14 protein-coding genes are annotated in these 14,509 nt (G+C 35.9%); 13 read left to right on the top strand and 1 reads right to left on the bottom strand.

Features of this window, described 5'->3' with window-relative positions:
- Positions 1 to 74: 74 nt before the first annotated feature.
- From murD to ACO5V7_RS06045, 13 genes are all read left to right on the top strand, one after another.
- Complete coding sequence (murD, locus tag ACO5V7_RS06105) at positions 75 to 1,454, top strand: UDP-N-acetylmuramoyl-L-alanine--D-glutamate ligase (protein WP_204702771.1); 1,380 nt, start codon at positions 75 to 77, stop codon at positions 1,452 to 1,454.
- On the top strand, positions 1,451 to 2,554 hold the full coding sequence (murG, locus tag ACO5V7_RS06100) for an undecaprenyldiphospho-muramoylpentapeptide beta-N-acetylglucosaminyltransferase (protein WP_485485470.1): 1,104 nt from the start codon (positions 1,451 to 1,453) through the stop codon (positions 2,552 to 2,554). The genes murD and murG overlap by 4 nt, the downstream gene beginning before the upstream one ends.
- A gap of 18 nt (positions 2,555 to 2,572) precedes the next feature.
- Positions 2,573 to 3,430 (top strand): cell division protein FtsQ/DivIB, encoded by an 858-nt coding sequence (locus ACO5V7_RS06095; protein WP_485485469.1) that lies wholly within the window; start codon positions 2,573 to 2,575, stop codon positions 3,428 to 3,430.
- 129 nt (positions 3,431 to 3,559) lie between these two features.
- Positions 3,560 to 4,888 carry a cell division protein FtsA gene (gene ftsA, locus ACO5V7_RS06090; protein ID WP_485485468.1) on the top strand — a complete coding sequence of 443 codons (1,329 nt, stop codon included), beginning with the start codon at positions 3,560 to 3,562 and terminating at the stop codon, positions 4,886 to 4,888.
- A 23-nt stretch (positions 4,889 to 4,911) separates the two neighbouring features.
- On the top strand, positions 4,912 to 6,201 hold the full coding sequence (ftsZ, locus tag ACO5V7_RS06085) for a cell division protein FtsZ (RefSeq protein ID WP_314046734.1): 1,290 nt from the start codon (positions 4,912 to 4,914) through the stop codon (positions 6,199 to 6,201).
- Positions 6,201 to 6,884 carry a YggS family pyridoxal phosphate-dependent enzyme gene (locus ACO5V7_RS06080; RefSeq protein WP_485485467.1) on the top strand — a complete coding sequence of 228 codons (684 nt, stop codon included), beginning with the start codon at positions 6,201 to 6,203 and terminating at the stop codon, positions 6,882 to 6,884. The genes ftsZ and ACO5V7_RS06080 overlap by 1 nt, the downstream gene beginning before the upstream one ends.
- Complete coding sequence (locus tag ACO5V7_RS06075) at positions 6,884 to 7,333, top strand: cell division protein SepF (RefSeq protein ID WP_485485466.1); 450 nt, start codon at positions 6,884 to 6,886, stop codon at positions 7,331 to 7,333. The genes ACO5V7_RS06080 and ACO5V7_RS06075 overlap by 1 nt, the downstream gene beginning before the upstream one ends.
- A gap of 287 nt (positions 7,334 to 7,620) precedes the next feature.
- Positions 7,621 to 8,412, top strand: coding sequence for a YlmH family RNA-binding protein (locus ACO5V7_RS06070; protein ID WP_485485465.1), 792 nt, complete (start codon positions 7,621 to 7,623; stop codon positions 8,410 to 8,412).
- A gap of 13 nt (positions 8,413 to 8,425) precedes the next feature.
- A complete protein-coding gene (locus tag ACO5V7_RS06065) occupies positions 8,426 to 8,983 on the top strand; it encodes a DivIVA domain-containing protein (protein WP_289014902.1) in 558 nt (185 codons plus the stop codon).
- 57 nt (positions 8,984 to 9,040) lie between these two features.
- A complete protein-coding gene (locus tag ACO5V7_RS06060; protein WP_485485464.1) occupies positions 9,041 to 9,418 on the top strand; it encodes an iron-sulfur cluster biosynthesis family protein in 378 nt (125 codons plus the stop codon).
- 122 nt (positions 9,419 to 9,540) lie between these two features.
- The gene (locus ACO5V7_RS06055; protein WP_485485463.1) at positions 9,541 to 11,298 is read left to right on the top strand and encodes a phosphotransferase; all 1,758 of its coding nucleotides are present in this window, start codon (positions 9,541 to 9,543) and stop codon (positions 11,296 to 11,298) included.
- The gene (locus ACO5V7_RS06050) at positions 11,298 to 12,032 is read left to right on the top strand and encodes a sugar phosphate nucleotidyltransferase (protein WP_485485462.1); all 735 of its coding nucleotides are present in this window, start codon (positions 11,298 to 11,300) and stop codon (positions 12,030 to 12,032) included. The genes ACO5V7_RS06055 and ACO5V7_RS06050 overlap by 1 nt, the downstream gene beginning before the upstream one ends.
- A complete protein-coding gene (locus ACO5V7_RS06045) occupies positions 12,025 to 13,551 on the top strand; it encodes a BCCT family transporter (protein ID WP_485485461.1) in 1,527 nt (508 codons plus the stop codon). The genes ACO5V7_RS06050 and ACO5V7_RS06045 overlap by 8 nt, the downstream gene beginning before the upstream one ends.
- 278 nt (positions 13,552 to 13,829) lie before the next feature.
- Here the strand turns inward: ACO5V7_RS06045 and ACO5V7_RS06040 are convergent, their stop codons facing one another.
- Positions 13,830 to 14,267 carry a CopY/TcrY family copper transport repressor gene (locus ACO5V7_RS06040; protein WP_485485460.1) on the bottom strand — a complete coding sequence of 146 codons (438 nt, stop codon included), beginning with the start codon at positions 14,265 to 14,267 and terminating at the stop codon, positions 13,830 to 13,832.
- Positions 14,268 to 14,509: the final 242 nt, after the last annotated feature.

Below are 14,509 nucleotides of genomic sequence, written 5' to 3'. Positions count from 1 at the left end.
TAACGGAGAGCTGGCCATTTTTGTCCAGCCTTTCTCCATATACATATTAAAAAGAGAAAATTGGAGGAATCATTGTGCGGAATACACATGCATTTGAAAATAAAAAAGTACTAGTCATTGGACTTGCTAAAAGTGGAGTGAATGTAGCGAAATTGCTATACCATTTAGGAGCAGATGTGACGGTGAACGACCGAACACCACTTGAAGAAAGTGTTGACGCACAAGGGTTAGTAGCTGAAGGGATTAAAGTGGTTTCTGGGGGGCATCCACTAGAGTTACTTGATGGAGACGTGGATTTCGTTGTTAAAAACCCAGGGATTCCTTATTCAAATCCTTTAGTAGCCAAAGCTGTTGATAAAGGTTTACCAGTTTATACTGAAATTGAAATTGCACAACGTGTCATGGAAGGAACCGTTCTTGGTATTACAGGTTCTAATGGAAAAACGACGACAACCACACTAACGAGCTTGATGCTACATGAATCCTTCCCAGAAAGAAGAACTTTTGCTTGCGGAAATATCGGAGTACCTTTATCGCAACTAGCAGAAGATTCAAAAGAAACAGATATTTATGTTACTGAATTATCAAGTTTTCAATTAATGGGAATTGAAGAGTTTCGTCCTAAAGTAGCGTGTATCGTGAATATCTTTAGCGCACATTTAGATTATCATGGAACACGTGAAGAGTATGTAAAAGCAAAATTAAAAATTACTAAAAATCAAACAGAAGAGGATTTCCTTGTTTACAATGCGGATTTCCCAGAATTATATGAGTTTATTAAAGGCCATACAAAAGCGACATTAGTACCTTTCAGCCGCAAATCGGTCTTAGAACACGGTGCTTATCCGGATGAGACAACGATTTACTTTAATGGGGAGGCAGTCATGCCTCTTGAAGCCATTCAAGTACCTGGCGTTCAAAATGTGGAAAACGTGTTGGCAGCTGTTGCCATTAGTAAATTACAAGGTGCAACTAATGAAGGAATCGAAAAAGCGGTTCGTTCATTCCACGGGGTAAAACACCGTACACAATATGTGAAAACCATTGAAGGTCGTAAATTCTACAACGATTCAAAAGCAACGAATATTATTGCGACACAAACAGCATTACGTAGTTTTACAAATCAATCTGTTGTATTGATTGCGGGTGGATTAGATCGTGGAAATGGTTTTGAGGAATTAGAACCCTCTCTTGGAAATGTCCGTGAAATGGTCGTTTACGGAGAAACAAAACAGAAGTTGAAAGCGACTGCTGAAAAACTATCTATTCCAGTAACTGTAGTAGACACATTAGAAGAGGCAGTACCAAAAGCGTATGCAGCGAGTCGTAAAAGTGAAATTGTATTGCTTTCACCAGCGTGTGCAAGTTGGGATCAATTCGCTAACTTTGAAGTACGTGGCGATTGTTTCATTGAAGCAGTAGATAAACTGTATTTTATAGGAGAAAAAAGATGAGAGTATTAGTTTCAGGAGGAGGAACGGGTGGACATATTTATCCAGCTCTTTCCTTAATGAATTATTTGAAAGAAAAAGACCCTTCAACAGAGTTTCTCTATGTAGGAACTGAACGTGGGTTAGAAAGTACTATCGTTCCAAAAGCGGGATATGATTTTAAAACGATTAAGATTCAAGGAATCGTTCGTTCATTATCGTTAGAAAACTTCAAGACATTATGGTATTTCTGCACAAGTTATTTTAAAGCAAAAGAAATTGTAAAAGAGTTCAAACCAGATATCGTGATTGGTACTGGAGGGTATGTTTGTGCGCCAGTATTATACGCAGCAGCCAATATGGGCATTCCAACCATTATTCATGAGCAAAACAGTTTAGCAGGAATCACCAATAAATTTTTAGCGCGTAAAGTTTCAAAGATTGCAATTTGCTTCGACGCGGTTCGTAAAGATTTTGCAAAATACGAAGATAAAGTGGTCATGACAGGGAATCCTCGTGGACAAGAGTTAGCGAATGCTGTTCGTGATAATGCTTATCTAGATTCACTTGGAATCAAAAAAGAAAAACCTATTGTATTAATCTTTGGAGGAAGCCGAGGTTCATTACGAATGAACGAATCATTCTTAGAGGCTTTAGAGGAATTAGAAGCTAAAAATTATCAAGTGGTTATGGTGACAGGGCAAGTGCATTATGACAAAATCAACAATCATATTACAAGTTTGAAAAAACCATTGCAAAATGTCACAGTTTTACCATATATTAATAATATGGTGCAAATGTTCCAAAACACAGATTTAGTAGTTTGCCGTAGTGGAGCAACAACATTGATTGAATTAACAGCTCTAGGATTACCAAGCGTTTTAATTCCAAGTCCGTATGTGACTGAAAATCACCAAGAAGCCAATGCAATGTCGTTAGTAGAAAAAGATGCAGCGACTATGATTTTAGAGAAAGATTTAAATGGACAGAGTTTAGTTGCAGAAATTGATTGTATTATGGAAGATGAACCAAAACGTCTACAAATGGCAAGTAATTCCAAAGCTTTGGGAATTACTGATGCTTCAACGAGACTTGAAACAATTATTCATTCTCTAGTGAAATAAAGATAGAAGGAGGAGAATATGTTTAATCGAAAGACACCAAAAGAAGCTCCTCCGCGTGAATTAACACCTTGGGAGTTAGCGCAGCAAAACTCACCTACTTCTAGAGTAGAAGAGACAGTTCCAAAAGAGGATGTACGTCCTCCCAAAAAAGAACCTAAATCCAAAAAGAAAAAACCTGAATCAAAAGGGATTACGAATGCAACACTATTAAAAGGAATTTTTATCGTATGTTTAGCGTGGAGTATTTATTTTATTTCTCCACTATCAAAAGTTTCTGAGATTGAGGTAGTAGGATTGAGTCAAGTTTCTACTGAACTGGTTCAAGAGAAAGATGGAATTGTCAAAGGGCAAAGTATTTGGACGATTTTAGCCAATCGTACACGTACCGCAACGCTTTTAAAAGCTGCCAGTCCAAAAATTAAAGATGCTTCTATTGAATTAGTAGCATGGAATAAAATACGTTTGAATATTGAAGAAAATCCTGCTATTGGTTATTTTAAAACGGAAGAGAAAACATTTGAACTTCTTGCTGATGGTCAAACAATCGAAGTGGAAGCAAATCTTTCTACAGAAGAATATCCAGAATTAGTAGATTTTACTGAAGAAACTCAGTATAAGACACTAGCAAAGCAATTAGAAAAAGTTTCTAGTAATATTATTCGAGAGATAAAAGAAATTCAGTATCCAAATGATATTAAAAATCACCAAAAAATTTATTTGAAGATGAAAGATGGAAATCGAGTCATCGGAAATTTAAAGGATATTGGGGATAAATTAGTGTATTATCCATCAATTGCGAAACAGTTGAATGGTAAAAAAGGAACCGTTGATATGGAAGTGGGAATATACTTTACACCGGATACAACGATTCGATAAAAAAGTCTTAAAACTCGCTCATATGTTTTTTGTAGTGAACCTAAATGTGTTAAAATATAAGGAGTATCACTAACAAAATTAACATTAAAAAATGAATTATGAATAATCGTATAGGAGGTTTCAATAAACGTGAAAAATCAGGGAATTTATGTGAGTTTAGATATTGGAACCACTTCAATAAAAGTTGTAGTAGCTGAGTATGTCAGAGGACAATTAAATATTATTGGAGTCGGCAATGAAAAATCAGAAGGATTAAGCCGTGGAGTCATCGTAGACATTGATGAAACAGTTGAATCAATTCGAAAAGCAGTACGACAAGCAGAACAAAAATCAAATATCCAAATCAAGGACGTTATTGTTGGAATTCCAAGTAATCAAATTTCAATCGAACCTTGTCATGGAATGATTGCCGTATCAAGTGAAAATAGAGAAATTACAGATGTGGATGTATACAATGTGATTTCTGCTGCAAAAGTTCGTTCAGTTGCACCTGAACGCGAAATTATTTCTGTTATTCCCGAGGAGTTCATTGTGGATGGATTTGACGGGATTAAAGATCCTCGTGGAATGATTGGTGTTCGCTTAGAATTATTTGCGAGCATGATTACTGGACCTAAGACGATTGTTCATAATATTAAACGTTGTATTGACAAAGCTGGATTAAATATTGAAGAAATGGTGATTCAACCATTAGCGATTAGTCAAGTAGCATTAACTCCAGGTGAAAGAGAATTTGGAACAATTTTAATTGACATGGGTGGAGGACAAACTAGTGCTTCTGTTATGCATGACAATCAGTTGAAATTCTCATTTGTGGATCAAGAGGGTGGAGATTTCGTATCAAAAGACATCTCAATCATCTTGAATGCAAGCTTTGAAAATGCAGAACGTATTAAACGTGAATATGGATATGCAATCTCATCTGAAACGAGTGCAGATGAATTCTTCCCTGTTGAGACAATTGGAAAGAAAGATCCAATCAAAGTAGATGAACATTACTTATCAGAAATTATTGAAGCCCGTGTTGTTCAAACTTTTGAAACCGTAAAACGTGCTTTAGACCAAGTGGAAGCCTTAAAACTTCCAGGTGGAATCGTGTTAACGGGTGGAGCTTCTTCACTTGCAGGAGTTCAAGAGTTAGCACAAGAAATTTTTGGAGTACAAGTGAAAACTTATATTCCAGAGCAAATGGGAATGAGAAATCCTATTTATGCAACTAGTATGGGGTTAATTCAATATGCAGCAAGCTTAGATGATGTTCACCGTATTGCACAAAAAGGAAAACCTGTTGTAGAACAACGTCCAGTACAAAGCGCTCCAAAAAGTGCACCTGTACAGACTCAACTAACAGCTCAAGTTCAACAACCTCAAGATGTAGAACAAGAAGCAAGCGGTGAAGAACAAGGGTTTGGAGCAAAAGTGAAGAACTTCTTTAAAATGTTTATTGACGAAAATTAAGAAGAAACCAAGGAGGAAATAAAATGGATTTCGAATTCGATACAAATTTAGATGGCGCAGTCATTAAAGTCATTGGTGTTGGTGGTGCTGGTAACAACGCTGTTAACCGTATGATTTCAGAAGGAGTACAAGGTGTAGAGTTCATCGTAGCAAACACTGATACTCAAGCTTTAAGAAATTCAGAAGCAGAAACTAAAATTCAATTAGGACCAAAATTAACGAAAGGTTTAGGGGCTGGATCATTACCTGATATCGGTCTAAAAGCTGCAGAAGAAAGTGAAGAACAAATTCGTGAAGCTTTAGTTGGAGCAGACTTAATTTTCGTTACTGCTGGTATGGGTGGTGGTACTGGTACAGGTGCTGCACCAGTTGTTGCTCGTATTGCAAAAGAATTAGGCGCATTAACAGTGGGTGTTGTTACACGTCCATTTAGCTTCGAAGGACCAAAACGTGGTCGTTTCGCTGCAGAAGGTGTTGCACAATTAAAAGCAAACGTAGATACATTAGTAACGATTTCAAATAATCGCTTATTAGAAATCGTTGATAAAAAGACTCCTATGTTAGAAGCTTTCCGTGAAGCTGATAATGTATTACGTCAAGGGGTACAAGGGATCTCCGATTTAATTACTGCACCTGGTTACGTTAACTTGGACTTCGCTGATGTGAAGACAGTGATGAAAGATCAAGGTTCAGCATTAATGGGGATTGGTGTTGCTAGCGGTGAAAACCGTACGGCAGAAGCTACAAAAAAAGCTATTTCTTCACCATTATTAGAAGTATCTATCGATGGAGCAGAACAAATCCTATTAAACATCACTGGTGGTGCAGACTTAACATTATTTGAAGCACAAGACGCTTCAGATATCGTTGCAGCAGCTTCAACAAGTGAAGTAAACATTATCTTCGGTACTTCAATCAATGAAAACTTGGGAGATGAAGTCATTGTTACTGTTATCGCAACAGGAATTGACGAGGAGCGTAAACACGAAAAAAAGTCAGTAACTCGCGCTAACCGTTCTCCATTTACAAGCAGTACTTCAACTCGTAAAGATTTAGGGAATAATCCTCAAACTTTCCAAGAAAAACAAGTGCCTTCAAAACCACAAGTTGTAGAAGAAAAGAAAGCAGAAAAAGACTTGTTTGGTGATTGGGATATCCGTCGTGAAACTACAGTGCGTGATACTTCTTCATCAACTGATGCAGATTCACCATTTGCGCAAAGCAATTTTGTAGAAGCTCCTTCTGAGCCAAAACAAGCTGAAAATGATGGATTAGATACTCCGCCATTTTTCAGAAAAAGAAATAGAAATTAATGGGTATCATTAAACAGAATGTAAGTCGTATTATGAACTTGGTTGCATCTTCTTGTAACCAAGTTCATAGACTATCTACGGAAGTTTGTCCTATTGTTGTGACAAAAAATCGCTCTCAAGAAGAAGTTCAAGAGATGTATGATTTGGGTTTTCGACATTTTGCGGAGAATCGTGTTGAAAAACTACTTGAACGGCAGGAACAATTTCCCCAAGAGGATATTTTCTGGCATTTAATCGGTCCTTTGCAAAAGCGGAAAGTAAAACAAGTTATTAATCACATTGATTTATTTCATGCTCTTGATAGACTCTCCATTATGAGTGAGATTGATAAACGTCTCGAGCAACCTTTGGACTGTCTGTTAGAAATAAATGTCTCTGGTGAAGAAACGAAACATGGTTTTTCACCTGAAGAGGCTTTTGTCGCATATAAAGAGAGTAAACAGTATGAAAAAATCCATATTGTTGGGCTAATGACGATGGTGCCTTTTGAAGCAAGCGATGAAGAAATTCGCTTCTTTTTTTCGCGTTTAGCACAATTAGCTAAAGAGATTGAAGAGAAGGAAAAACTATCACAACCCCTTCAGTTAAGTATGGGCATGAGTGGAGATTTTCCAATTGCAATTGAGTGTGGAGCTACATATATTCGAATTGGTACAAGTTGGTTTGAAACGGAGGAAAAATAATGGGATTCATGAATCGTGTAAAAAACTTTTTAAGTCCTGAAGATGATTATTATGAAGAAGACGATCAGATGGAATATGTTAAAGAGTCAGTAGAGAACACTCAGACTCCACTAAGTTCTAGATCAAATTCTTCGAATGTCGTTCCTTTCCAAAGCCCAGGAGTAAAGAAAACATCTAAAATTTATGTGATGGAACCTAGCGTTTATTCTGAAGCGGAACGTATAGCAGATGCTCTCTTAAAAGGGGAAGCAGTACTCATCAACTTTAAACGGATGGAACCAAAAGATGCAAAACGTGTCATTGATTTTGTAGTAGGAGTGGCGTATGCTATTAACGGAGATGTTCAAAAAGTAAGAGATGAAATTTTTATCTGCTCACCGGCGAATTTTCAAGTACAAGGAAACTTTGACGAAGGAGCAGGAGATGCTTTTCGAAGTCTTGATTTTTAGAGGTAGATTATTATAGCAAGTGTACTAATTGAATAATTCACTTTTATTTTGTCATTTTATGCAGTATTCTTAATGGTATATGGGCTGAATATTTATTGGAATATGTAACTTCCGATGTGTATTGAAGAAGGGTTAGATAATGTATGTAGACCTTTTGTGAGTCTTTTTAAGAATTCAAGAATTGGAAATTATGGGTTAGCATTATTGACCTATATGGTTGTTGTTTTTTTCATTAATTTAGTGATTGTTAATTTCATACATTTAATTTTTTAACAAGGTGAAGGATTATGGGAACTGGAGTTGAACAACATTTTAGAAAAGAGGAATTATCTTTTTTAAAGCAGGTTGAAGAATGGGTAGAAGAAGTTCGTCTTCAATATGCCCCTGTATTAACAAATTATTTAGATCCACGTCAGCAATTTATTGTAGAAGCGATTGCTGGCCAATACGATGACATTCGTTACTTCTTTGATGGGGGGTATATTGCCGCTGAGAGAAAAAGATGTATGATTTGCCCAGAATACTACAAACCTAGACCTGATGATTTTGAATACACATTATTTCACATTCAATATCCTAAGAAATTTGCTACTCTAGGGCATGGAAAAATTTTAGGGTCTGTGATGAGTCTAGGGTTTGATCGTAGCCTGATTGGGGATATTATTTCTGATGGGGAAGAATGGCAATTGTTTTGTGCGCAAAACATGAAAGAATATGTTAAACAGCAATTAGAAAAGATTGGAAACGTGAGTGTTCGTTTAGAAGAAATCGATTATACGAAATTAATTATACCCATTGACCACTGGACGAATGTTCAAACGGTTGTGAGTTCTCTTCGTTTAGATACAGTGATTGCTTCAGTTTTTAATGTATCTAGACAACGTTCCAAAGAAATGATTGAAAGTGGAAAAGTAAAGGTGAATTGGACAGAAGAGAATCGCCCGGACTTTATGCTGGAAATTTTAGATATTGTATCCATTCGCGGATATGGGCGCCTTCAAATTCAAAAAATTGAAGGACGAACAAAAAAAGATAAAATTAAAATCGAACTTGGTCTATTAGAAAAAAATAAAAAATAAAGGGGAGTTATTCATGTCAATTACACCAAACGATATTCATAACAAAGATTTTTCAACCAAATTTAAAGGATTTGATCCAGAAGAAGTTAATGACTTTTTGGATGAAGTCAAAAAAGAATTAGAACATTTAATTCGTGAAAATAAAGATTTAGAAAAACGCGTGAAATTTAATGAAGAAAAAGTAGAATACTTTACTTCTATTCAAGAAACTTTGAATAAATCTATTATTGTAGCTCAAGAAGCAGCAGACAGACTACGTGAAAATGCGCGTAAAGATGCGGAAATCATTATTTTCGAAGCAGAAAAAACAGCTGAAGAATTATTAAAAGAGGCAGCTGAAAAAGCGACTCAAATTAATCGTGAAACAGACGCAATTAAGAAGGAAACACGTATTTTCCGTCAACGTCTTCAAATCTTAAGTCAAACACAATTAGAAATGATTAAAAATGAAGAGTGGGATATGGTGTTAAATACACCTTCACAAATTGAAGTGACACCACCGACAATTGATTCAATTATCGAAAAACGTGCTAAAAGAACTGAGCATCTTACTGAAGAAGAACAACAATAACCAATTTAGAAGGGGACCAAAAGGAGGTCTCCTTTTTCGATAGAAAGAGGGAAAGCAATGGAAATTAGTTTTAGTGAAACAGCTAAAGATAAACTATTAAAATTGATCAATGAAAAAGGATTAAAGGATGTTTTTTTCGTTATGGATTATGCTGATGGAGATAGTCCTTTCTACGACGAAGGCGGAGGGTGTCATTGCCAAGTCAATGAAAAGTACCATTTAGTCATTTTAAAAAAAGAAGAGGAGTCTACTTTACATCGTAAGTTCGACAAGTTATTAGAGACTAATTTTGGAAAAGTTTATGTTTCTAGTCATTATGAAATGATGTTTGATCAAAAAAATGTAGTCGATTATAGTGTTGATAAATATGGATTCTACTTAAAAAGTGAGGCAGGAATCTTATCCATGAGACTCAATATTGATTTTATAGAGTAAAAAAGATGAGTATTTGCTCATCTTTTTTGTTTTTAAATATTTCTTTACCTTAAAAAGACTTGTACCTTCTAGGCAGAAATAGTATACTAATTTTGTTCACGAAAACAAAAGAGGTGGATTTTATGAACAAAATAAATTTAGATTTATTGAAACTGATGAAAAAGAACGATATTCATAATCAACGAGAATTAGCAGATTTATCCGGCTATTCTCTAGGACTTGTGAATCGTGAAATAAAAAAGTTAAGAGAATTACAGCTAGTCGATGAAGACTTTCGAATTACAAGTAAGGCCAAAACCTTATTCAAGAAAAATAAACCTAAAAATGCAGTTATTTTAGCGGCTGGTTTTGGGATGCGAATGGTTCCCATCAATACCGAAACTCCAAAAGGGCTCCTAGAAGTAAAAAATGAGCCGCTTATTGAACGTTTGATTAAACAATTACAAAAAGTAGGAGTAAAGGATATTACTGTGGTTGTAGGCTTTATGAAAGAGCAGTACGAATATTTAATAGATGAATATCAAGTAAAATTAGCAGTAAACACTGATTATGCTTCGAAAAATAATTTTTATTCCCTACAAAGAGTCTCACAATTACTAGGGAACACCTATATTGTTCCTTGTGACTTATGGTGTAAAGAGAATCCTTTTGCAGAGGATGAACTATATTCTTGGTATTTGATTGGACACGAAGAAGTGAAACAAAGCTTTTTTAGAGTCAATAAAAAACAAGAAATTATCATTAGTGAGAAAAGAAGAAAAGGGAATCGACCATACGGAATTTGCTATCTTGCCGAAAAAGAAGCTAAAGTAGTGGCCAAGCAATTAGATATAGCTGCTGAGGAAGAACGACATGAGAAGTCTTTTTGGGAAGTTACTTTAGAAGATAAAGATCGAAAGTATATTGTGTATCCCAAAATGATTGATGATAGAAAGATTACTGAAATTAACACTTACGAGCAGTTACGTGAAATCGATCGATCATCTAGTCATCTTGAAACGGATGCTTTAGTCAATATTTCAAAAGCGTTAGAGGTTCCTCTAGAGGAAATCATCAATATTGAAGTCTTGAAAAAAGGAATGACGAATCGTAGTTTCTTATTTACTTGTAAAGAACAAAAGTACATTATGCGTATTCCAGGGGAAGGAACGGATCATCTTATCAATCGTAAGGAAGAAGCTGATGTATACCGCGTGTTAGAAGGCAAGAAAATCTGTGACGACGTTGTATATATGAATTCTGAGAATGGGTATAAGATTACAGCCTATCTAGATGGAGCACGCTCTTGTGATAGTGAAAATAAAGAAGATTTGAAACGTTGTATGGCAAAACTTCGTGAGTTTCATGCGTCTAAACTGAAAGTCGCTCATACATTTGATCCATTTAAACAGATTGTATTTTATCAAAGTTTATGGAATGGACAAGTTTCTTATTATAAGGATCATGAAAAAACGCAAAATGAAATTTTAAGCTTAAAGAGTTTTGTTGAAAGATATAAAGAGGAGCCAGTTCTAAGCCATATAGATTCAGTCTACGATAATTTTCTTTTCACGAAAGAAGGAGATATTCGACTGATTGACTGGGAATATGCAGGAATGCAAGACCCGCATATCGATATTGCAATGTTTTGTATTTACGCTGGTTATGACCGTAAACAAGCGGACGAATTGATAGACCTTTATTTTGAAGGGAAATGCGAAAAGATGACACGTATTAAAATTTATGCGTATATGGCTGTTAGCGGAATGCTTTGGAGCAACTGGTGCGAATATAAACGGACCTTAGGGGTAGACTTTGGAGAGTATTCATTGATGCAATACCGTTATGCCAAAGACTTCTACCGCATTGTGCAAGAAGAATTAGCAAAAGAGGAAAATTAATGACAAATACGATTAAACGAGCAATTATTATGGCTGCGGGAAAAGGGACACGAATGCGTCCAATAACCAATGAAATTCCAAAACCATTAGTAAAAGTAAATGGGAAAAGAATGATTGATACGGTAATCGATGCCCTATATGAGCAAGGGATTCACGAGATTTATGTGGTCGTCGGTTATTTAAAGGAAAAATTTTCTGAGTTAAAAAAAGATTATCCCAACCTTACAATTGTAGAAAATCCTTATTTTGATATTGCCAACAATATTTCTTCTCTTTATGCTGTCAGAGAGCATTTAGAAGAAGCCATTATTTTGGATGGAGACCAATTGATTTTTAACAGTAATATTTTACATCCAGAGTTTACACGCTCAGGTTACGCTTGTATTCCTGTAGAAAATGGCACGGATGAATGGCTCATGCAAGTGAATACTGATGGAGTCGTTACCAGCTGTAGTCGTACTGGTGGAGAAAAGGGATGGCAATTATATAGCATTTCTCGTTGGACAAAAGAAGACGGGGAAAAGTTAAAACATCATTTAGAAATTGAGTTTGAAGAAAAGAAAAATCATGAAATATATTGGGATGATGTTGCGATGTTTTGTTACCCCACAGAATATGAAATGGGCATCTATCCAATGCAACAGGGAGATATCGTAGAAATCGATAGCTTGGAAGAATTAGTAACAATGGATGCATCGTATCAAACATTATTAGAGGAGGCTCATTATGAATAATGAATTGGAGAAAAAATCGTTAAGAGATGAAATTGACTGGATAGCAACACTTGTACCACTATTTGGAGTATTATTCTTAGGACTATTATTTTTAATATTCCCTGATTCTAGTTCTGCTGTACTTGAAGGAGTTCGAGGGTTTCTAGGAGATCAATTTAGTATTTATTATGCGATGCTAGGAGTTGGCGTATTCCTTTGTAGTGTGTATGTGGCTTTCTCTAAATATGGACGTATCGTTTTAGGTGGGAATGAAGCTAAAGTAGAGTATTCGAATTTCCAATGGGGAGTTATGATTTTTACTTCTACGATGGCTGCAGATATTGTGTTCTATGCCATGATTGAGTGGGCGCTCTATGCGCAAGAGTCCTATCTTGGAGAGCTTGGAAGCATTCAAAAATGGGCTTCAACATTCCCATTATTCCACTGGGGACCTATTGCCTGGGGATTCTACATCATGTTAGCTGTTGCTTTTGGATTTATGTTACATAATCGAAAAGTAGAAAAACAAAAATTTTCAGAAGCTTGTCGTCCTCTTTTAGGAGATAAAGTAGATGGATGGATGGGGAAAGTCATTGACTTAATCGCGATCTTTGCATTAATAGCTGGAACAGCAACAACATTCTCTCTAGCGACACCACTTCTTTCAGCGGCCATGAGCCAAGTGTTTGGAATTCAAAATTCGAAACTAATTACTATTGTTGTATTATTGTTAATTGCGGTAGTCTATACAAGTACTGTTATGTTAGGAATGGAAGCTGTCTCAAAATTAGCAGCAATTTGTACCTACTTATTCTTTGCACTTCTTGCGTATTTCCTATTCCTAGGAGGAGAGACTGTTTATATTCTTGAAACAGGATTTAGCGCAATTGGGAATCTTGTTCAAAACTTTATCGGAATGTCTACGTGGTTAGATCCACTTCGCGAGACAAGTTTCCCTCAAAAATGGACGATTTATTACTGGTCTTACTGGATGGTATGGTGTGTAGCGACACCTTTCTTTATCGGAAGTATCTCAAAAGGTCGTACTGTTAAAAATACGGTACTAGGCGGATATGCATGGGGAATTGCAGGAACATTTACAGCATTCATTATTCTTGGGAACTACGGCCTTGCGCAACAATTAAAACATGGCGTAGATATTACAGGGCTTTTGAATACGAATGCGGATTATGCTGCCGCGATTCTTAAAATTTTTGAGACAATGCCATTAGCGAATATTGGATTATTACTTCTGGCTGTGACCATGATTGCTTTCTACGCGACGACGTTTGATGCATTAACACTGGTAGTATCTGCTTATTCATATAAAGAATTAACACATACACATGATAGTGATAAGCGTGTTCGTATGTTCTGGTCATTAGTACTGATTCTATTCCCAATCGCGTTGATTTTCTCTGAAAATTCAATGTATAATCTTCAGTCGGTAGCCATTATTGCAGCCTTCCCAATTGGAATTATTATCATTATGATTATTGCAAGTTTCTTTAAAGATGCGAAGGACTATTTGAAATCGTAAGAAGACATGACTATGAATCCTATACGGATTAAGGATAGTAGCTGTAATGGAATAAAGGAGCAAGCCTAGGTCTTGATCCTTTAAAGCCTCAAAGAGGGAGTAAGGAATGAATTCCTTACTCCCTCTATTTCGTTTTAATAGTATTCCCATTACTGCTACTATTAAATCCGTAAGATTCATAGTCATTTAGCTAAAGTTTTAAATAGTGCAAATTGGAATAACTTCAAAAAAACCTATTGTTTAAAGTCATTATGGCTGTAAGCAATAGTTTTTTTATGTTAGTGATGGTGGTGACAATTACATTGCCCAGGTAAGCAGTTGCACGCAACAGAAGTAGGAGCGGTGGTAGCTTTTTCTTTTAAGGCATTCACTAATACTTGAATGTCATCTTGGCTTAAGGTGGCTTTATTGATTAGTGTATGGAGTAAATTTCCATTTTGTTTGTGACACACTTGTTCAAGAAGTGCATCCGTCTCTTGGTCGAGTTGCTCTTTTTCCAAAATTGTTGCAGAATAGTGGAAGGGTTTCTTTCGATTATCGATTTGAATATAGCCTTTCTTCGTTAGGCGAATAATAAGTGTTTTTACAGTTGATTCACTCCAAGGGAATGATTTCTGCAGTTGTTCGATGATAAATCCACTTGTACTACTTGGGTTTGCCCATAGTACGCGCATGACTTGGCGTTCCGAAGGGCTCATTGGTTGAAATTCAGTCATAGTATAGAACTCCTTTCGCTTTTAGTCTACAATCGTCGACTGATTCTGTCAAATATGCGATAAATGACCTGACTACTAAATGTCGAAAAGCAAGAATTTGACCAACTATATTTTGTGTCTGCCAAAAAGAACAATACAAAATATGGTAAAAATATTGCAAAAATAGATTAGAGTGGATATAATTAAATTCGTGAGTTTCAAGTGAGATTGGAATGCATTTTCTTGTATTTCTATTTCGGAAT

Source organism: Granulicatella sp. (assembly GCF_057274575.1).
This window is presented reverse-complemented; position numbering and strand designations above follow the sequence as displayed.

Excerpts from the sequence above, each read along its gene's own strand:
- murG (WP_485485470.1), top strand. The coding sequence starts at position 1,451 with ATGAGAGTATTAGTTTCAGGAGGAGGAACGGGTGGACATATTTATCCA.
- ACO5V7_RS06095 (WP_485485469.1), top strand. The coding sequence starts at position 2,573 with ATGTTTAATCGAAAGACACCAAAAGAAGCTCCTCCGCGTGAATTAACA.
- ftsZ (WP_314046734.1), top strand. The coding sequence starts at position 4,912 with ATGGATTTCGAATTCGATACAAATTTAGATGGCGCAGTCATTAAAGTC.
- ACO5V7_RS06080 (WP_485485467.1), top strand. The coding sequence starts at position 6,201 with ATGGGTATCATTAAACAGAATGTAAGTCGTATTATGAACTTGGTTGCA.
- ACO5V7_RS06075 (WP_485485466.1), top strand. The coding sequence starts at position 6,884 with ATGGGATTCATGAATCGTGTAAAAAACTTTTTAAGTCCTGAAGATGAT.
- ACO5V7_RS06070 (WP_485485465.1), top strand. The coding sequence starts at position 7,621 with ATGGGAACTGGAGTTGAACAACATTTTAGAAAAGAGGAATTATCTTTT.
- ACO5V7_RS06065 (WP_289014902.1), top strand. The coding sequence starts at position 8,426 with ATGTCAATTACACCAAACGATATTCATAACAAAGATTTTTCAACCAAA.
- ACO5V7_RS06060 (WP_485485464.1), top strand. The coding sequence starts at position 9,041 with ATGGAAATTAGTTTTAGTGAAACAGCTAAAGATAAACTATTAAAATTG.
- ACO5V7_RS06055 (WP_485485463.1), top strand. The coding sequence starts at position 9,541 with ATGAACAAAATAAATTTAGATTTATTGAAACTGATGAAAAAGAACGAT.
- ACO5V7_RS06050 (WP_485485462.1), top strand. The coding sequence starts at position 11,298 with ATGACAAATACGATTAAACGAGCAATTATTATGGCTGCGGGAAAAGGG.
- ACO5V7_RS06045 (WP_485485461.1), top strand. The coding sequence starts at position 12,025 with ATGAATAATGAATTGGAGAAAAAATCGTTAAGAGATGAAATTGACTGG.
- ACO5V7_RS06040 (WP_485485460.1), bottom strand. The coding sequence starts at position 14,267 with ATGACTGAATTTCAACCAATGAGCCCTTCGGAACGCCAAGTCATGCGC.